This window comes from Streptomyces viridiviolaceus (assembly GCF_014650995.1).
GTDB classification, from domain to species: domain Bacteria; phylum Actinomycetota; class Actinomycetes; order Streptomycetales; family Streptomycetaceae; genus Streptomyces; species Streptomyces viridiviolaceus.
This window is the reverse complement of the sequence record NZ_BMWA01000001.1, coordinates 186,990-207,004: the sequence shown is the minus strand read 5'-3', so window position 1 is coordinate 207,004 and position 20,015 is coordinate 186,990. Positions and strand designations below refer to the sequence as shown.

Sequence of the window (20,015 nt, the reverse complement as noted above, 5' to 3'; positions counted from 1 at the left end):
ATGCGAAAGGGGGGCGTTCGCGCCACCTCGGCGGAACACGATCGAATCTATCGGCGACCACTGACAACGCCCCGCCGGCGGACGACGGCGAGGGGAGAGGCGGTCACGTGTGCCTTGACGGGCGCCGGAACCGGTCGATACTTGTGCAGCGTGCGTGAGTCGGCTGGCAACTGGGTCGCATGAGGCGGGGGCGTATGAAGAAGAGACTGTGTGCCACGGCTGCCGTCATCGGCGTCCTCGCGTCGTTCGGCGCCTTGCCGGCCCAGGCGGACCCACACCCACGACAGGATCGGCAGGCTCTTCCGCTCGGTCCCTCCGACCTCACCGAGACCCGTACCACCACGACCCTGCAACCGGGCGTCACCCTCACGCGCATCGTGCGCGGTGCCGATGCCCCGGCGACGCACTGGACGGTGGAGGTCTCCATCCCCGGCGGTGACACGTCACCGGATCCCGACGCGCCGCCGACCGCGCTGAAGGACAAGGCCAGCGCCGAGGAACTGGCCGCCGAACTCGAACGCGGCGGTTTCTCGTCGCGGGTCGAGGAGGTGACGACGTCGAAGGCGGCCGACTACGCCGGAGGCACGCTCGGTTGGCGGGTCCGCGTCGGATCGTTCGACTCGCAGTCCGCCGCGACCTCCGAACGCGCACGTCTCAGGGCGGCCGGATACACAGGATCCGCCGTGTACACCGGCTGGGACGGCGACGCCACGGACCGCGGCCCGTGGCGCGTCGACGTCCTCACCATCGACCCGCGCCACTTCCGCGGCGCTCTCGAGGCGTCGTACGGCCCGGATCTGGAGAACCGCGAGACGACGAGCGAACTGTCGAAGACAGCCGGTGCGACGGCGGCGGTCAACGCCGGATTCTTCGTCCTCGACCCCAACGCGGGCGCTCCCGGCGATCCGGCAGGCGTGGGAGTGTACGACGGACGCCTGCTGAGCGAACCGGTCGGCGGACGCCCCAGCCTGGTGGTCCACGACAACGGCCGGCGCACGGACATCGCCCGGCTCACCTGGCGGGGCCGGGTCACCGGACGGGACACCTCGCTGAGCCTGAACGGCATCAACCGGGTACCTGGCCTGGTCAGGAACTGCGGCGGCACGAAAGGCGACGTTCCGACCTCGCTGCCGCTGCACGACGTGACGTGCACCAACGCCGACGAACTCGTCGCCTTCACTCCCGAATACGGCCAACGCACGCCGCAGGGCGAGGGACTCGAGGCGGTCCTGGACGCCCACGACCGAGTCGTCGAACTGCGCTCCCCACGCGGCGGCCCGCTCCCGGCCGGTGGCAGCTCCGTGCAGGCCACGGGCCGACGCGTCGCCGAGCTGACCGGTCTGGCCCGCGTCGGTGACCGCCTGCGTGTGCGGACGACCCTGCTGGACGAGCGCGGACACACGGCCACGCCGTCACCCGGGACGGACATCCTGAACGCGGGCCCCGAACTGGTCCGCGGCGGACGGCTCCACGTCACCCCCGCCACCGACGGCATGGTGCGCCCCGGCGACCCGAGCTTCTACTACGGCTGGGTGCACAAGCGGAACCCGCGCACGCTGGCCGGGGTGGACGCGGCGGGCCGCACCGTGCTCGTCACCGCCGACGGACGCGACACCGACGCCCTCGGCCTCAGCATCGACGAGAGCGCACGCGTGGCCAAGGCACTGGGACTGCGCGACGCCGTGAACCTCGACGGCGGCGGCTCGACCACGATGGTGACCGACGGCACTGTGATCAACGACCCCTCCGACGCCGCAGGCGAGCGCCCCGTCGGGGACGCCTTGCTGATCCTGCCCACCAGGAACTGACCCAGCCCGGCCGAACCGTCCGTGCAGCGACGAACCGCACCGCAGGGAGCCGCCGTGTTCACGCCCGTGACCGCCGTCCTGACCCTCCGAGCCCGTGTCCTGCTCGTCCTCGCCGTACTGCTCGCCACCCTCGTACCGACCGCACCCGCGCTGGCCGCCTCACCACCGGTGGACACGTTCGCCTCGCAGGGGCGCGGGGCCGAGGTCGTCGCGGTCACCCAGGTCGCGGACCGGCAGGTGGACCTGTCGGTGCGGTCGGCGGCCCTGGGCGGCCGGACCGTCAAGGTCCGCCTCCTCACCCCCGACGGCTGGAATCCCGACGACCGACGCCGGCACTGGCCGACCCTGTGGCTGCTGCACGGCTGCTGCGGCGACTACACGTCGTGGACCAGCCGGACGGACGTCGCGGAGATCGCGAGCCTGCGTGACGTCCTCGTGGTGATGCCGGAGGCCGGCTGGAACGGCTGGTACAGCGACTGGTGGAACCACGGCCAGGGCGGCGACCCGGCCTGGGAGACCTTCCACACGGTGGAACTCCGGCACCTCCTGGAACGCGACTGGGGCGCCGGCAGCAACCGGGTCGTGGCCGGCCTGTCCATGGGCGGCCAGGGCGCCCTGCTGTACGCCGCCCGGCACCCCGGAATGTTCAAGGCGACCGCGGCTTACTCGGGCTCCGCCCATCCCCTCCTGAACGACGAGTCGGTCAACCGCATCATGGGCTTCTTCGCCGGCCAGGGCAACGACCCGCTGCGGGTCTGGGGAGACCCGGTCGCGCAGCGTGGCATCTGGGAGGCCCACGACCCGTTCCACCTGGCCAAGCGACTGAAGTCGCTCCCCGTGTACCTGTCCTGCGGCGACGGCACCACCGGCCCCCTGGACCCGCCGGGCAGCACGAGCGCGCTCGAGGCCGACTTCAACCGGCAGAACCAGGCCCTGGCCGCTGAGCTGCGCCGCGTGGGCGCGAAGCACGTGACCACGAACTTCTACGGCCCGGGGACGCATGGGTGGGCGTACTGGGAGCGGGAGTTGCATGCGTCGTTGCCGGTGTTGCTGGGGGCGCTGCGGGGCGACGGCTGAGTCCCCGACGCTGATTTCGGAACGTTTACTGGTACCTCGGTGCTGTCAGCCGTTAGCGCAGTCAACAAGAAAGGCTCATTGAAGCGCAGGTCGACGCTGTGTACGGTTGCGTATTATGACAGACACCCCCGCGGCCCCGGCCGGCCCCATGGTTACCGGCTCCGAGATCGCCCGGCTGGCAGGCGTCACCCGTGCCGCCGTCTCGAACTGGAGACGACGCTACGACGACTTTCCCGCGCCCGCCGGTGGGAGTGTGAACAGTCCGCTCTTCGCTCTCACAGAGGTGCAGACGTGGCTCAGCAAGCAGCGGAAGGGCCACGACGTCTCGCAAGAGGTGCAGCTTTGGCAGGCGTTGCGGGCTGCGTACGGCGACGACATGGTCGGGGGGCTGGCAGCGGTTGCCCAGCTCCTGGCCGACGCCGACGAAAAGACCTGCAGCACGTTGCCGGAGGAAGCCGTCCGCCTGGCGCTTGTCCTCGCTGAGCACGGATCGGCGGGTGAGGTGGTAGAGGGCCTCGCCGAGCGTTTCACGGACTCCGTGCGCAGGGCCGGATCGGATCAGGTCACCTCGCCTCGCATCGTCCGCGCCGTCCGGCACTTCGCAGGCACGGTGCCATCGGACGCCACGGTCTTCGATCCGGCCTGTGGCATCGGCACGCTCCTGCTCGCCGTCGGCCCGGAACGAGGGCCGAGACGGTGCGGTCAGGAGACGGATCCCCGCAGCGCCCGGCTTGCCCAGTTGCGCGCGGACCTGACGGGTCGCACAGGGGTGGATGTCGTCGCCGGAGACTCCTTGCGCGATGACGAGTGGCCAAACCTCAAGGCCGACCTCGTCGTCTGCGATCCTCCCGTGGGAGACACCGACTGGGGGCGGGAGGACCTGCTCCTCGACTCCCGTTGGGAACTGGGAACACCTTCGCGCGCCGAAGGGGAGCTCGCCTGGCTTCAGCACGCGTACGCGCACACAGCCCCTGGCGGCCGGGTCATCATGGTCATGCCCGCATCGGTGGCCTACCGCAAGGCCGGCCGTCGCATCCGCGCCGAGCTCGTACGGCGCGGCATCCTCACACAGGTCACCGCCCTGCCGGCCGGCACCGCCGCCTCGCACGCCCTCCCGGTGCATCTCTGGCACCTGCGTCGCTCGTCCGCCGTAGGCGATGCCGCGACGAGCGTCCGCATGATCGACCTGACGTCGAATGATCCGGACGGAGCCCTGGATCCGGCACCCGACCAGATCGCGGACGTCCCCCTCATCGACCTCCTCGACGACACGGTGGACCTCACGCCCGGCCGCCACGTCGAGGAATCGCACCGCGACTACGCGACCGAGTACGCGGCGGTCCGCCAAGAGCTGGCCAAGGAGGTACGCCAGCTTGCCGAGCTGCTGCCGGCGCTGATCGCGGGAGAAGGCCCTGGTGCCCTGGACGGTTCGTCGGTGAGCGTGGCCGACCTCGCTCGTGCTGGTCTCGTCGAGCACGGAAGCCCGGAACCCGTCTCGACCAGCGACCAGCTGGACACGGACTTCCTGAGAGGCTTCTTGCGCAGCGCGGGCAACACCCGACGCTCCACGAGCGCCAGCGGCACCTTCCGGCTCGACGGCAAGGGCGCCCGCATCCCGCAGATGGACATCACCGAGCAGCGCCGCTACGGTGCCGCCTTCCGTAGACTCCAGGAGTTCGAGGAACGGGCGCGACGGGTGGCCGAGCTCAGCAGGCAGGCCGCTGAGCTGGCCCGCGACGGTCTCGGCAACGGAGCGCTGGCTCCGCAGGACTGACGCCCGTCACGAGACGGCCGGAACGAACGGACTGACCGCTCCGCTCCACGAGACGGCCAGCGCCTCGCGCGCCCTGGTGCAGGCGACGAACAACAGGCACCGTTCCCGGAGCAGGTCGGACTCGTGTTGCAACGCGTCCACGGCGGCGGGCGTCACCTCGCGGCCGAACGGCACCGCCCCCGCCGTCACCCCGAGCACGGCGACGCAGCGGAACTCCAGCCCCTTCATGGCGTGCATCGTGGCGAGACGCACCCCGTCCACACCGGCCCCCGGATTGTCCTTGACTCGGGCGACAGGCACCCCGGCCGTCGTCAGCTTGTCGTAGGCCTTGTCCAGCAACACGTTGAACCGGGCGCACACGCCGATCTCGGAGGGGCTGATGCCCTGCGCGATCCAGCCCTGTACCCGCTCGACGAGCGCCGCGACCTCCGCGTGCTCCGAGCCGTGCCCCTCCACCTGCGGCCTGCGCCCGTGCAGCAGCGAACGGTATCCGGCGAGAGTGTCCATGCCCTCGCCTCCCAGGTCGTCGACGGAGACGGGGCTGAGGATGCCCGCCGACCAGGCGAGGATTTCCTCTGTGCTTCGGTAGTTGATGCGCAGCCGGTGAGTGCGTCCGGCAACCGCGATGCCGAGAGAACCGAGCGAGACCTTCGAGTCGTAGATCCGCTGATGCGGGTCGCCCGTGAGAAAGAGGTCGTCACTGCCGGGCGCCACCGCGCCGCGCAGCACGCGCCACTGGGCGGGATGCAGGTCCTGCGCCTCGTCGACCACCACGTGGTCGTGCGTCGGCGCCGACGCGGCCAGAAGTTCGGCGGCCCGAGCACACACTTTGAGGTGCGTTGTCACCTTCTGGTCGCGCAGCATCGACTCGAACAGCTCGATGGCGGGCCACAACTGCTCCCTCCGGGCCGGCGACAGCGCGCTGCCGCGGCCGCGCCGGGAGGCGGCGCGGTACGCGTCAAGAGTGCGCAGATCCTGGGCGAGGACGACATGCCGGTACTCCTGCGCCAGGAACTGCTCCGTCCACGGCAGCGCGAGTTTCTTTGCGACCCGCTGCCACAGTTGCCGCTCCTCCCGGTCGCCGATGGGGGAGGGCACCTTGCCGTCGAGACGGGCCACCACACCGTGTGCGTACGCGTTGACCGTCGTCACCTCGACCCGGCCGAGCAACGACTCGTCCCCGTCCAGCAGAAGGCCGAGGTTTTCGCGCAGTGAGGCGGCCAGCGCGTTGGTATAGGTCGTGAGCAGGATCCGGGTGTCGGGCGACCGGGTCAGGAGGTGCTTGACCCGGTGCAGGGCGGCGACCGTCTTGCCCGTACCCGGGCCGCCCGTGACCTGCACCGGACCGCCGTACGACACCCGGTAGGCGACGCGGCGCTGCGACGGGTGCAGGAACACCCGCCAGGCGGCGAACGGCTTCTCCAGGATGTCGGCGAGCTCGTCCGGCCCGCTTACCAGCGTGATCCGGCTGGTGGTATTGGCGATGGCGGCGGCTAGAGTCTCGTCCGGGTCGGGGCCCGCGTCCACGGGGCGGCGCACCGCGACCACGTCCCGGTACACCTCCTTCGGGCTGAATCCCTCGGCGAGGTACTGCAACACCTCGAACTGATCCTCCGGCAACAGGGTGCCGAAAGCCTCCAATTGGGCCTTGTCGATTATCGTGCGCACCGCCCGCAGAACCTGGTCGTCGACGCCCAGCTCGCGCAGGACCGTGTCCGAGTACTTGGCGAACAGCAGTGATTCGGCCGTGGCGGCCGCCTTCTCGAGCTGCGGGGTCAATTGCTCGATCGCCCGTACGTTGCGGACCTCCAGCGCCCGCGTTGCGGAGTTCGTGGTGTACAGCCGCTTGGCCGCCCAGGAGTACGCGTCGTCGTGCGGAACCACATTGACCAGCAGGAACACGTCACTGCCGTCGTCCGGCGCCAGTACGACACCCCGCCAGAAGTCGTTGATGCGGATGGTTCGCATGCGGCGGTCGGCGGCCTTCTCCACCGACTCCAAGTGCAGCCCCTTGTCCTGCTGCAGCTCTGGCACAGTAAGCTGCTGGAACTTCTGCATCGCCTTGCGAACGCCGCTCCTGACGGGCTTCTCGAGAGCGTCGTAGCTCTCCCAGAAGCTGTTGGCAAACGCAAGCTGCGGCACGACGCGCACTCCCCACCCCGGACTGACCCTGCGTGGTCGATCATACGGGCGGGATGCAGGGGCGGGCCGGGCGCGGTCGCGTCAGCCGGCCCCCATCCGCCGCGCGACCTGAGCGATGTCGGCGAGCAGGCCCGCGGGATCCTGGTCCAGGTCGAGGGCGTGCTGGTGGATGAGGATGCCTGCCTTGCGCACTCGGTGGGAAACGTGTGGGGCATTGCCTTTCGCGTAGACCAGATGCCCTTCGCCCAAGCCGAGAGCCGTACAGTACGCCAGCATCTGGTACAGGTCGGCGTCCGGATATCCGCCCCGTCTCTCCGCCTTGTACTTGGCGTCCGCGACCGCGCAGGGGACGCCGTCCGGCCCGTACAGCACGTAGTCCGGACGCATGCGGATGACCGAGTCCTCGTCGAGGTGGTGGCTGTCCTGGAGACGGACCTCCTGGCCCGCCCCGCGCACTGCCTCACGCAGGGCGACGGTGACGAAGTCCTCGAAGAGCCTGTTCATGTCGAAGAGGAACCCGTCGATGCGCAGCCCGCCGGGTCCTTGCTCGGCAGAGGCACCGCGGAGACAGACCTGGGCGAGACGCAGAGCGTTGTGGTATCGGGCGTTGAGACGGGTCGGGTGCCAGCCGGGCAGCTGCTGCCCCCGCATGACCGGCGTCACGTCGACGAGCCGGGCACGCTGGTGCAGCAGCCTGCGCCGTACCTCGCGCGGAACGCCGGGAAGGCGCAGCAGGCGATCGACGGCCGTGAGCAGAATGCGGTTCTCGGCGATGTCGGTGGTGAACTCGTCGTACGCCACCTCGACCGGCAACACCGTGCCGAACCGGCGCCGGATCTGTTCCGCCTCCCTGATCCGGCCGCGGACAACCAGAGAGCTCTCCTCCGTGGACCGGTAGCCCTGCAGCAGTCCCTGACGCAGTGCGCGGTCGACCTGACGCTCGACTGCATGGGCGAGGGCGGGCAGTAGGTCGCGGTGCTCGGCCACGTCCACCTCCCCGTCGCGCCAGCCACTTTTGGGGTCGAGGCTGTAGCCGAGGAGGAAGAAGAGCCGGGCGATGGGAACCTTGGGGCCCACGCGCACGGTGAACGGCTCCCGCAGCCCCGGCACGGCGATGTTCACTGTCCCGACCTTGCTACCGGCCCGCAATGACCATCGGCCCGGTGTGTACGGGTCAGGCGCCGCGTCGACGACGTCTCCGGCGGCCAGTGCGCGGCCCACGCCGTCGGGCAGGGCGAGGCCCACCGCGGTCCCGTACTCGACCAGGTCGACGCAGGACCGGACCTTCGCCGCTACGGGCCCTGTGCAGGAACCGTCAACGGAGGCCGTCATGCCAGTGACTCTCGCAGAGCGGCCAGCCCGTACCGGGTCTCGATGTCCACGCCCTCGCCGTAGTGGTGTTCCTCCAGCAGTGGCAGGATCTTCGTCCGCCAGGTCCGCTCCAGCCCGCCTTCCCGGTAGACACCCTTCTTCATCAGGTACGAGGGCCCGATACGGAAGTCCGGATCATCGATCCGGGAGTTGAGCGCGTCGAGCAGGTGGGCGGGCTCGGGGTCCCTGCCTTCCTGCTTCAGCCATCGGCGCAGCAACCCACTCGTCGGCTCGCTGCGCGGCGACAGCTCCACGAAAGCGAACCGCCGCCGCATGGCCGCGTCGACGAGGGCGATCGACCGGTCCGCCGTGTTCATCGTGCCGATGACGAACAGGTTGGGCGGCAAGGCGAAGTCGTCACCAGAGTACGTCAGACGCACTGACTTGTTGCGGTACTCCAGCAGGAAGTACAGCTCACCGAACACCTTCGCGAGGTTGGCGCGGTTGATCTCGTCGATGATCAGGAAGTGCGGGATGTGCCGGTTGCCCTCGCGGGAGGCGAGGTCGGCGAGCTCCCGCAGGGGCCCGGCGGTGATCCGGAAAGCCACCTGCCGCGTCTGTGGATCCTCCTGGGGCCGGAAGCCCTCGAAGAAGTCCTCGTAGGAGTAGGACGGGTGGAACTGCACGAGCTTCACCTGCTCCGGGCCGCCCCCGAGGAACTCGGCCAGCTTCACGGCCAGATACGTCTTGCCGGTGCCGGGCGGTCCGTACAGCACCAGCTGGCGCTCGTCCCAGAGCAGGTCACGCGTCTCACGCAGCCACTCGACGTCGTGGACTAGCAGCTCGGTGGCCAGCTCCTCGGTGGGTTCGGGCAGCTCGAGCTCCCGTCGGGCGGCGAGCGCGGGAATCTCCACGCTCGGGTCCCGCTCCTTCATCCCTGCCTCCTCGACCAGCTCTTGGTCGGTGAGTCCGAGACCCTCGATGTGTGCCTGGACGGAGGACAGGTCGACGACGTCGTGCTGGACGGACAGCTTCTGCTGGAGCTCCTCGGGCAGTTCGTCGTAGGGGAAGCCGGACAGCTGCCAATCCACAGGCCGACCCAGGTTGGACCGGCGGTCCTCGGACTCTGTCTGCTCGGCCTCGCCGGTGATCTCGCCGACGTACAGCCGGCCGCCGGATATCGTGCACACGGTGTCGCCGGGCTTCATGCGCGTCAGGAAGGCGTGGAGGTCCCCGACGAGCTGCTGTCGCTGGCTGTACGTGGCGGTCGACTCGTAGTCCTCCTGGACCAGTGTGCGGAGCTCGTCCTTGCTGATGCCCTGCCGGACTCCCTGCCGCAACCGGGAGGCAGCGAGGGTGACGCGTCCCTCGGGCAGCCACAGACGCTGGACCAGATCCAGGCCGGTGACGTTGGAGCCACGCACGAGCCACGGCCGGTTGGGGCCGGCCCAAACGCCGGACATGAAGTCGGACAGCGGCCTGTCGTCCTCGGTCCGCCATTCCTCCCACCCGTTGCGCGGCGCACCGACCAGCACGACAGCGGCGAAGGAGGGGGAACCGAACACCACGTCCTCGGCCAGCTCCAGCCAGCCCGGCCAGCGCGCCGACGGCACCAGCGTGCCCCGCGCCCGGAGCTCCTCACGGCGTTTGGTCGGCGCCTTGAAATGCTTGCCCAGCGAGGGCATCACATGGTCCCGTGCAGGGGAGCCGGCTCGCACGAGGAACTTCCGGCTGCCGTTGGTGCCCGTCTCGTCCAAGAGCACTCCGCGCGCCCGGTCGATGCCGTCACCATTGGGCAGCCGGAGCCGGAACTCCGGGTATTCGTCGGCCATGGGACCCCCTTGCACCTGCTGGCCCGATCTTGCCTGCAGCGTACTGGCAGGCACCGACAGTCCGGCTTTCGTCGTTTGCTCCAACCCCGCTGCCTAGGATGATCCACCTGTGCCAGTGCATGTCGGAGGGGGACACGTGACAGACGACAGATGGGGCGGCCCGGCGGCCGAGGAGTTCAGGCGGGCGCGCTGCCAATGGCTGGAGGGCAGGGTTCAGGACCTCGCCACAGTCCTGGAGACCACCACCCCAGCCTTGTACAAGCTGTTGCCCACCGACCTCGGCGACCAGCGCACGGCAGCGGCCGTGACCGTCGCGAGGATGGCGGCGGACGAGTCGCGGGCACAACCGGTGGCCGAGTCCGTCGGCTGGCTGGAGCGGCTGATACCTGGTGGCTACCAGCACGACCTGGCGGCGGAGGTTCGCACAGTCCGATCGCTGATCGCGGGCAACGGCGAGCCTGCCCTGTGGGCATGGAACGCCGAGGGCTGGGAGGAGATGCTCCTGTGGTGGTGGCGACGCCACCAGCCGCGAACGGGCGACTCCGAACGGGATTTCGCGGAGTGGCGGGCACGCTGGTCCGCGGACGTTCCCTGGAACGGCGACATCGACCGGCCGGAAGCAGCGCCTCGCAGCCATGGCCGTACCCTCGTTACCCCCATGGACTTCTTCGTCCGCGAGCCAGAGCCGCTCCGTCTCCTGGCACAGGCGGTCCTCGGGAAACCCCGTACGGTTGCGGCCGTCGAGGACGCCGTGCTCCTGCGCGAGGAGCACCTTCAGGGCGCAGGGCATCTCAGGTGGCTGGCCGAGCAGCAGGCCTGCGTCGAGCAGATGGAGGCATGGCGGCGCGAGCACCAGAAGACCGGCTCGGAGGCCACGCGGGCGTTTCTCGCCGAATTCTCCGAGGCGGTCAAGCGTTACATGTCGCTCGTCCTCCAACCCGTGATCGATGCCCTTTCCAACTGTGAGCGCGCCCTGCTGGCCGACAGCAGACCTGGTACCCGGCGCACGGCAAGCGATTACCTGGAAGCGTTCCTCGACTGGCACGAGCAGCCGGATGAGGACGCCTGGCAGGACGATGACCTGGGTTACGACATCGCCTGGGAGGCGCGGGAGCGCCATGAGCGGAACGAGACGACATGGCATGCCGTGGTCGGCACCGTCCCCGTCTGGTACCACATCGTCACCTCGCGACAGGAGAGAGCGGCGGCTCTGGCCTACTCAGGGCAGCCCTCGACATCTGTCGTCCGTGTACGAACAGGCGAAGAGGAGCCACTCGTAAGCCTCGACCTGTGGGACGACGAGACGTGGGGCCAAGGCGAAGAAGAGACCGACTGGTATCCGGAGCCCGGTATCACCGTTCGCTACCAGCCCGACGACGCCTCCGGTCTGTGCTCACTGCTTGCCGCGGCACAGCTCGGCCACACACGCCTGGAATTCTTCGTTCCACAAGCTGACGGCAGCATGGGTCGTCTGCGCACGGTTCGCGCGCGAGTCCGCAAGGACGACGCAGACGCCTGGCGACGGTGGGCGCTCGCTGCGCTGGCCGAACTCGCACCCGATCCGGAGGACCTGGCCGATCTGATCAGCGGGTTGGGCGAGGACGAGGAAGAAGAGAGAGACGAGTCGGAGGCGGACGCCCCCCGTCCCAGCGCCTCTGGCCCCAGCCCCTCCAGTGCCGGCGCCGGGACCACCCGCGGCGCCATGTCTCCTGAACTGCTCACCAAGGTCAAGGCGCTGTTGCGCAAGGCTGAGGACCCAGGAGCGACGGAGGAGGAAAGCCGCGCCTTCCTGGACAAGGCCATGGAGCTCATGGCCAAGTACGGCATCGAACGGGCCATGCTCGACGACGTCGGCGAGCCGGCCCGGCCCATCGACAGGATGATCGACGTGCACCCTCCGTACGCCAAGGAGGTACGCCGACTGCTCAGCCGGATCGCGCAGGAGATGCGCTGCCAGAGTGTGCTCATCGACACCAAGGACAACCGGCGCCGACTGCACTTGTTTGGCTACGAGTCGGACATCCAGGCGAGTGAAGTGCTGTTCGCCAGCCTCCGATTGCAGATGCTCGTCGGCGCGGACCAGGCCGACCGGCAACACCGGCCGGCGGGCGAGGACGCCCGCGCCTACAAGCGCTCCTGGATGCTCGGTTTCATTCGAGAGGTGACCGCGCGTATCGGCGCAGCGCAGCGGGCGGCGAGCGAGGCAGCGGACCAAGGAACCGCGACCGGCGCAACCGGTACGGCCGGACGCAGCGTCGAACTCGTCCTCGCCGACCGGTCGGCCGTCGTCGGGGCACGGCTCAGCGAACACTATCCGAAGCTGGGGAAGGCACGTCCCACGAAGTTCAAGGGAACCGGCTACTGGCAAGGAGTCGCCGACGGGCGCATCGCCGACATCGGCAGGCCGGCCTTCGGCGACGAGGGGGACGACCCACCGTTGACTCGCTGAACGCCACCAAGCTGCTCGCCTATGTGTACATCTACGAAGGCGCAGCCGACTTCCGCACCCTTGGAGGTGTCGTCACCGTCAGCGCACCGAACGGCACCTGGCGCATCCATCTGGACGATTCCCCGGCCGGAGCCACCTCCTGCGCCATCGCTCTGCTCACCCCGGGGCAGGGCGCCGTCACTCTCGACCTGCGGCGCGAGGTCCGCTGGTTCACCGCCGAGCCCCTGCTGTCGAATCAGCAACTCATCGACCGAGCCTACGGCTTCGGCTTCGACTGGGTGCCAGGGGCCAAGCCGCCCCTGTAGTCGGGCGCCATCGAGAGCCGGCTCGCGACCTTGCCGTGTTGGCTGTCAGGAGTAGGTCCAGCGCCACGCGTTCGAGCTGTATGTGCACGTGATCCGAGTGCCGCGAGCGGTCGTCGTCGTGGCTCCGTGGTCGCTGTTCCGGCAGTACTGCCCCGCCTGGTAGCAGTTGCCCGCGTTGGAGACGATGGAGCAGCTCCCGGAGCCGCTGTCGCTGCTGCTGCCGGCGCTGTCGCTGGTACCGGATCCGGCGGCCCGGGCCGTCTTGGTGACGGTGACGGTCGGGCCGGGTGTCGTGACCTTCTTGGTCTTGGTGACCGTGGGGACGGGTTCAGGCTTGGGAGTGGCAGTGACGGTGGCCGTGGTCGTGACTGTCGGCGCGGGCTTGGCTGCCAGCGCCTGAGTGGCGTTGACCTCGTCCTGCGCGGACAGGCTGCCGCCGAACGCACCCAAGGCGAACAAGGCGGCACCGACGGCCCACAGACTCTTGCGCTTGTGCAGTGGCCGTATGTCGGACGGGCGCTGCGGGTGGTTCTGCGGATTCACGGTCTCTCCCCGGGAAGTGAGTGGAGGTAGGCGCACAGCAGTCGAGGCGCGTGGCGCGGCCAAGCCGGTTGCGTTGTTGTGAACTGGAGCATGACGCAGCCTTGTTAGCGATGTCAACAGGTTGCACTTCCGTGCATCCGTGTAACGTGGTCGACATGGGCGGCCGTCGAGGTGAACGGTGGCCATGAGGCGCAGAACACCAGGGGATACACGACTCATCAGCGCGGTCTGCGTGAACAGACGCTGTCCATCGGAGAGTCGTCCAGCGTCGGGAGGTGCGCCGTGCCGGTGAAACTGCCCGCCCGCATCGGCCCCTACCGGCCGACCCGGCACCTCGCAACCGGCGGCATGGGCACGGTCCACTACGTGACCGACCTCGACGGCGGACTTCCCCTTGCCGTCAAGGCAGCAACAGGACTTCGCCGCCGGCCCCACCCATCGGGCCACTTCCGGCGTGAGCACGATGCTCCGCAAGATCACGGGTCCCTAGCGCGTCCGCTCGTCGACGCCGACCCCGACGCTCTCGTGCTTCGGCTGGCGACCGCTTACGTCCACGATCGACACGGCAGCACCGCGCTGGTGCCCTCCGCGATGATTCCGGAGCGGCCGCATACGCCCCGGCCTCCAGGCCCATGGCCACCACGCGGTCGCCGCACAGCATATGCAGGTAGTCCTCGTCGGAGGTGAAGACGGTGACCGGCCCCGGCTGCCGCAGGGCGACGGCGCCCAGGCCCCGTCGAGGTCCCCTGGGTGCAGCCGAGTGCTGACGCCACGGTGTGCGAACAGTTCGGGGATTGACGCCCTCGACGTCGACGGAAGCTCCGGCGTGGTGCCGTGCCCAGTCGGCAGAATGGTGCGGCCGCCGAGTCGCGGCCCGTCTGGTCCGCAATCATGTTGCGTGTGGGCGTGGCGACGGTGGTGCGCCGCCACAGTGTCCGTCCGACCCGCCGGGCACCCTCAGATACCCCACGGGTCGGAGTGCGGCACGGCCGCCGGATCCTCGGACCAGAGCAGCCGGGCCTCGATCTCGTCACCGGTGAGATCGATCAGCCGTTCGACCGCCCATCCGTTCCACTGGACGGCACCGGGGAACTGCGGCAGACGGAAGGCCGGCAGGCGCACGGGGACCGCGTCTGTGCGGTACACCGCCTTCTTGACCTCGCCATCCACCTTCTTCGGCTTGGACGACCTGCGCAGATCCAGGCAGTCCACGACCTGTTCGACAAGGAGGAGGTAGTACTCGTCCCCTTTCGCGCCGTCGATCTCGACGGGCACCAGGCTGCCGGCCGCCCGCAGCGGTTCGGCGCCGAATCGATCAATGACACGTCGGCTGAGCACGGGAGCGCCCGGATAGCCGGAGGGAAAGTCGCCCTTGGGCCAGCGCCGCTCTCCCATCCATTCCGCACGCAGCCGGTCGGGCCGGTCCTCGTCGGCTCCCAGACGCTGCCAGCGCTTGAGCCGACGCAGGTCCCATCTGTTCGGGTCGAGCTGCTGGTACTCGGCCAGGCTTGGCAGAAGCCGGTACACCGCCAGGCCCCTCTCCGGCATATCGGCCATTACGTCACCATCCATGTTCGTTGTCGCGTCGGATCTGGTGCGCTCCATCATGCCGTCCACACGGCGCCCGGCCCCGGTTGTCCGCCTGCCAGCTCTCTTTCGACTTGCTGCCCGACGGAGCGCAGTTCTTGACGTAGTGCACCGCGAATGGCGCGCGCGCCGTAACCGGCCTCAGTCATCGTCTCCGTCACGTCCTTGAGATGCGCATTCAGGCGCAGCAGGAAGGCCTTGCGGTGTGTGAAGTTGTGCGGCCGTGGATGTCCGAGGGGAATGCCGTTCGCCGCGTCGTTGATGTCGACGCCGTACCTTTCCAGCAAGGCTCGGGTCTCTGCCGCCTTGTTGCGCTTCATGCCGGACGGCACGATGTGTGCGGCAGCCTGGCCCGGACCTTTGGCCCGGCCCTCCCTCGCGAGGTTCTTCGCCAGCTTCTCCGCGTTTTCGGCGCAGGTGAGAAGCCCCAGATAGTCGTACCAGGACAGCGGGTTGCTCACATACGACCGAGGGTTGGGTCCCGCATCGAGTCCCAGCGGGTCGGCACTGATGTACGCCGCGGCAATCGGGTCGTAGGAGCGGAGGAAGTTCTGGTGGAGCTGGGACTCGGGATCGAAGTACTGGCCGGGGAACCGCAGCGGAGTCGACGCTCCACGGTCCTCGTCCGCCATGAGGCCCCAGAGCGTGGCGTCCGCGCGCCAGACGACCTCACCGGCCTCGGAGACAAGTTCGGTCGGGGTGCCGACGAGGTCGGTGGCGATGGCGTAGAAGCGCTCATCGACGACGTGCTGGGGCGCGTCGGCAAGGGTGGCGCGCTCCGTCTGGGTCAGCGGACGCACGCCGTCGCGTTCCCAGGTCAGTGAGGACACCTCGGACGAACCCGCACGGGTCGTGACCTGCTCCACCAGGTGCGGGCCGTCCCAGGTGAACCGGGTCTCCTCGGCCACACCCTGCCCGTCGGCCGTCAGCCGTTGCTTGGCGATGCGCCTGCCGAGGGGGTCGTAGAGGTAGCGCCAGACCGTGCCGTCGGGGGTCACGACGGAGGTGAGCCGGTCGTCACCGTCCCAGGTGTAGCGCCAGATGTCGGCCTTGCGGGACAGCCGGGTCCTGCGTCGCAGCACGACTCGTCCGGCTGCGTCGTACTCGTAGTGTATTCCTCCCGCACGCAGGACACGGTTGCCCCGGTGGACACGTTCGCCCCGGGCCCCCTGGGCGGGGTACCGATCCGGCCAGGAGGCCCGGGTCTGGTTGCCGTGCTCGTCGTAGGCATACGATTCGGTCCACTCCTCCGCACGCACGGTCAGCACACGGCCGGTGGGGTCGAGGTCGAACGTGCGGCGCCCCGATCCGCGGTCGTCGAGCGCGGTCACGTGGCCGTCCGGCCGGTAGGTGTAGGTCCGGTGGGTCAGTGGTCGCGCACAGCTCGTGGAGGTCAGCTGCTGGCTGGTCAGACGGTCCCCGGCGTCCCAGCTCAGGGTGAGCGCGAGGCCGGTGTCGGTCCTCCTCTCCGTCTCGCGTCCCAGACGGTCGCGCGCGATGGACAGGGTGTGACCGGCGGTGGCGAGCGCGGTGCGTTGGCCGGCTTCGTCGTATGTGTACCTGGTGACGACACCGCTCGGAGTGGTCCGGGCGACCGGGCGGCCCACGATGTCGTACGCCGTGGCGAGGGTCCGCCCGTCGACGCTCTCGGCGGTGATCCGTCCCTCCTCGTCGTAGGCGTATACGAGCGTGGCGTCGGGGCCGATGGCCCGGACGAGACGACCCGCCCGGTCGTGGTGATAGGTGGTGACACTGCCGTCGAGTGCCACCTCCGCCTGATTGCCGACCGCGTCGTAGGAGAAGACAGCCGTCTGTCCGACGGCGTTCGTGCGGCTCACCAACTGGCGGGCGGCGTCGTAGGCATAGGCGAGGGTTCGGCCGTCGAAGTCCGTCTCCGACACCATGTTGCCGACCGCGTCGTAGTGGTAGTCCCAGGTCAGTCCGCGTGAGTCGGTCACCTGGGTCACCCGTAGCTCGGTGTCGTGAGTGAAGGTGTGCCGGACTCCGTCCGGTGTCGTGCGTGAGGCGAGCAGGTCGAAGGCGCCGTAGGTGAAATGGGTGGTGCGGCCCAGCTTGTCCGTGTGGGTGAGCTGGTTTCCCTCGCCGTCGTACGTCCAGTGCTCCGAGGTGCCGTCCGCGTCGGTCAGTGATGTGAGAAGACCTTCCGGGGACCAGGTGCGACGGACCTCACCGCCCAGAGGGTCGATGACGACGGAGTTGCGGCCGAAGGAGTCGTAAGCGTACGTGACCACAGCTCCGACGGGGTCGACGGCCGAGATCGGCTGTCCGGCGGGGTTGTTGGCGAAGCGGTGCACAGCGCCGAGCGCATCCGTGAGCGAGGCCAAAGCCCCCGACGGCTCGCGGGTGAACCGGGTGGTGGCACCGTCGGCTGTGGTCACCGATATGCAGTTGCCGCGCTCGTCCCATTCCTGTCGCAGGACCGCACCGTCGTACTCGGTGATCTCCACCGGAAGCCCGAGGTCGTTGTAGCGGGTCGTCGAGACGGATCCGTCGGGCAGCCGGACCGCCGTCAGCCGCCCCGCCTCGTCCCATTCCAGGTGCAGGGCACGGCCCAGCTGGTCGGTGCGGCACAGCAGGCGGTCACGGTCGTCCCACTCCTGGACGACCGTGTGCCCGAGCGCATCGGTCTCCTCGACCAGCTGGTAGGCGTCGTTGAACCGGTAGTGCGTGGCGTGTCCCAGCGAGTCGACGGCGACGGTGCGACGGGAGAGGTCGTCGTAGGCGAATGTGTAGGACAGGAATCCGTCCATGCCGTGGCCGGCCACACAGCGGCCGGCCGCGTCGTAGTCGAAGCGGTACCAGACTCCGTTGCGGTCCTCCCAGCCGGTGATGCGCCTGCTGTCGTCGTAGGTGAACCGCAGGGGCAGGCCGGAGGAGTTGTACACGGCGGAGAGGTTGCCGCGGTCGTCGTAGCCGTACCGGACCAGGGTCGGCTGCTCGGGATGATTTCGCAGCACCAGCTCGGTGATCCTGCCGTTCTCGCAGGTCACGCCGACACGGTAGCCACCGTGATGGATGACTTCCTCGGGTGTGCCGTCAGGCCGGTAGGCCACGTCGATGGTGTTGCCGTTGCGGTCGCTGATCGATGCCACGTGCAGTTCGGCGGGTGACCGGTCGGGCAGAGGACGGAAGTGCAGCCGGTGTCCGGTCTCGGGCCGGTGCACGACCAACTCGCCGTCAGCGGTACCGTCCCAGCTCAGCGGCCACTGCGGACCGGTGACCGGCAGAACCGGAGCATCTGCGTCCGGGACCGGATAGTGCAGCACCATGCCGTCGTCAGCAGCGAACCGCACACCTGTGGCGTCCAGCACCAGGCGCTGGTCGAGCGTGCACGTCCAACTCGGGCCAAGAAGGCGACCGCTGCGCGTGCGGGTGCGGTGGTGACGCTCCAGCACCAGCGGCAGCAGACCGTCCAGTGACACGTCCGTGGCGGACATGACCATCTCCCCGGTAGCCAGATCGACCGGATCGCCGCGAGTGACGAGCTTCTTCATCTGACGGCCGAGGGCGCCGACGCTCCTGCCGAGCCCCTTGACCCCGAGCGCCATGCCTTTGAGACCGGTCTTGCCGAGGGCTTTGAGGCCCTTGGCAAGACCGCCGAGGCTGGTCAGGCCCTTCATGCCGGGGATGCAGTCGAGCGCGGCCAGGCCTACGTCCCACAGGGAGGCTTGGCCTTTGGAGTATTTGTAGAGGGTGTCGGCGAGGACGACGAGCGCGGCGACGAGCACGATCGCGCCGAGGATGGGCCCGCCGATAATCATGGCGACGATGCCGACGACCGCGACGACGATCTTGCAGGCGGCGACGATGCTGTCCCAGTTGTCGGTGAACCAGTCGCCGATCTCCTCCCACCACGACCGGTTCTGGATCCCGGCGTCCGAGGCCTCGTCGATCTTTGACTTCGCGTCCCGGGCGGCCTCCTCACGCATCTTGCGTGCGTCCTCGGCCATCTTCTTCGCCGCCGCGAGGGCGTCCTGGGCATCGGAGACGTCAGACTGAGCCTTGACCTGGGCGGACTTGGCGTTCTGCACGTCCCGGGTGGCGGCCCGGACCTTGGCCTCGTCCGGCTCGTCCGCGTCCGACTTGGAGCCGGTGGGGTCGTCCTTGTACTTGTCCGCTTCCTTCGTCGCCCGCCCCACCCAGGTCTCCGCCGAGGACAGCCGCGACTGGGCCGAGGACAGGTCGGCGCGGGCCTCGCGCGCCTTGGCCAGCGCCTTGTCCGCCAGCGCCTGCGCCCGCTCCAGCTTCGGCCAGTAGTCCGTGAGCGCGTCGCCGCACATCTCGTACGACTTCTTCAGCTTCCGGAAGTTCTCCGGGACCCCGGAGAACTCCTCCTTGAACACGGTGGCCGACTTGCCCGCCCACTCCGCCAGCGTGCCCTCGCCGGCCATCCCCTTGACAAGGCGCAAGGCCTCGGAGACGTCGTCGGCGAAGTCGTGCAGGAACTTCGCCAGTTTGCGCACCCGCTCCGGGTCACCGGGGGTGGGATCCCTGTCCAGATCCAGGACATGCCAGTCACTTGGTCGATGGCCCACCATGCCGTAACCCCCGTCACACGCACATCACGAGCACCTTTATGCACGTGTGAACTTACACAGCACAGTAGTTCGACGAAAGTCCGCTCCTTGGCGTCTCACCGCGCGGGACGCGGCTGCACTTCGCTCGACGGCCGGTGGGACACCTCCGCCCAGGCGGGCTTGCCGCTCGGCGGATACGGCTCCGTGCCCCAGCGATCGGCCAGGGCGGTGACGAGGAGCAGGCCGCGGCCCGACTCGTCGTCCGGCGGTGTGGCGATGTCCGTCACGGGTGACGGCAAGCGGTCCCCGCGGGCGTCCGTGACCGCGATGCGCAGGACGCTGGCAGTCGGGTCGTGAGTGAGGGTGAGACGGAAATCGCGGCCCTGGACCCTGCCGTGCAGCGCCGCGTTGGCTGCGAGCTCCGCGACGATCTGCTCCGCGCGGTCGGTGACGTCTGGCGGCGTCTGCCAGATGCGCAGCTGTTCGTAGGTGAGCAGGTGGGCGAGGCGGGCACCGCGGCGGGTGGACGACAACTGCTGCGTGAACGTCCGTACGGCGGCGGGAAGCTGGGGCGTGGTTGCGCTCATGCGGACACGGTGACGGGCGTACGGGGGCGCGTTCCAGAGGCATGGCCCGTACGTTGCGTCAC

General features: G+C 69.1%; 12 protein-coding genes. 5 read left to right on the top strand and 7 right to left on the bottom strand.

Features of this window, described 5'->3' with window-relative positions:
* The first annotated feature begins 194 nt into the window (after positions 1-194).
* From IE260_RS00770 to IE260_RS00760, 3 genes are all read left to right on the top strand, one after another.
* Positions 195-1,808, top strand: a complete 1,614-nt coding sequence (locus IE260_RS00770) for a phosphodiester glycosidase family protein (RefSeq protein ID WP_189868432.1) — start codon at positions 195-197, stop codon at positions 1,806-1,808.
* Positions 1,809-1,874: 66 nt separating this feature from the next.
* The gene (locus tag IE260_RS00765; protein ID WP_189868689.1) at positions 1,875-2,885 is read left to right on the top strand and encodes an alpha/beta hydrolase; all 1,011 of its coding nucleotides are present in this window, start codon (positions 1,875-1,877) and stop codon (positions 2,883-2,885) included.
* A gap of 115 nt (positions 2,886-3,000) precedes the next feature.
* Complete coding sequence (locus IE260_RS00760) at positions 3,001-4,659, top strand: HsdM family class I SAM-dependent methyltransferase (RefSeq protein ID WP_229880282.1); 1,659 nt, start codon at positions 3,001-3,003, stop codon at positions 4,657-4,659.
* 6 nt (positions 4,660-4,665) lie between these two features.
* On the opposite strand, the gene IE260_RS00755 is transcribed toward IE260_RS00760, so the two are convergent.
* The 3 genes from IE260_RS00755 to IE260_RS00745 form a co-directional block, all read right to left on the bottom strand.
* On the bottom strand, positions 4,666-6,801 hold the full coding sequence (locus tag IE260_RS00755) for a UvrD-helicase domain-containing protein (RefSeq protein WP_189868431.1): 2,136 nt from the start codon (positions 6,799-6,801) through the stop codon (positions 4,666-4,668).
* Positions 6,802-6,882: 81 nt separating this feature from the next.
* Positions 6,883-8,133: an McrC family protein gene (locus IE260_RS00750; protein ID WP_189868430.1), complete on the bottom strand. Its 1,251-nt coding sequence runs from the start codon at positions 8,131-8,133 to the stop codon at positions 6,883-6,885.
* Positions 8,130-9,944 (bottom strand): DUF4357 domain-containing protein, encoded by a 1,815-nt coding sequence (locus IE260_RS00745; protein WP_189868429.1) that lies wholly within the window; start codon positions 9,942-9,944, stop codon positions 8,130-8,132. Before IE260_RS00745 ends, IE260_RS00750 begins: the two co-directional genes overlap by 4 nt.
* 253 nt (positions 9,945-10,197) lie before the next feature.
* On the opposite strand from IE260_RS00745, the gene IE260_RS00740 reads away from it, so the two are divergent.
* Positions 10,198-12,393: a DUF2786 domain-containing protein gene (locus IE260_RS00740; protein WP_189868428.1), complete on the top strand. Its 2,196-nt coding sequence runs from the start codon at positions 10,198-10,200 to the stop codon at positions 12,391-12,393.
* 23 nt (positions 12,394-12,416) lie between these two features.
* A complete protein-coding gene (locus tag IE260_RS00735) occupies positions 12,417-12,698 on the top strand; it encodes a hypothetical protein (RefSeq protein ID WP_229880280.1) in 282 nt (93 codons plus the stop codon).
* A 45-nt stretch (positions 12,699-12,743) separates the two neighbouring features.
* Here the strand turns inward: IE260_RS00735 and IE260_RS00730 are convergent, their stop codons facing one another.
* From IE260_RS00730 to IE260_RS00715, 4 genes are all read right to left on the bottom strand, one after another.
* On the bottom strand, positions 12,744-13,241 hold the full coding sequence (locus IE260_RS00730; RefSeq protein WP_189868427.1) for a hypothetical protein: 498 nt from the start codon (positions 13,239-13,241) through the stop codon (positions 12,744-12,746).
* 957 nt (positions 13,242-14,198) lie between these two features.
* Positions 14,199-14,849, bottom strand: coding sequence for a hypothetical protein (locus tag IE260_RS00725; protein ID WP_229880278.1), 651 nt, complete (start codon positions 14,847-14,849; stop codon positions 14,199-14,201).
* A complete protein-coding gene (locus IE260_RS00720) occupies positions 14,846-19,387 on the bottom strand; it encodes a DUF6531 domain-containing protein (RefSeq protein WP_189868426.1) in 4,542 nt (1,513 codons plus the stop codon). Before IE260_RS00720 ends, IE260_RS00725 begins: the two co-directional genes overlap by 4 nt.
* 95 nt (positions 19,388-19,482) lie before the next feature.
* Entirely contained in the window at positions 19,483-19,953 is a 471-nt protein-coding gene (locus tag IE260_RS00715) for an ATP-binding protein (protein ID WP_189868425.1), read from the bottom strand.
* Positions 19,954-20,015 lie beyond the last annotated feature (62 nt).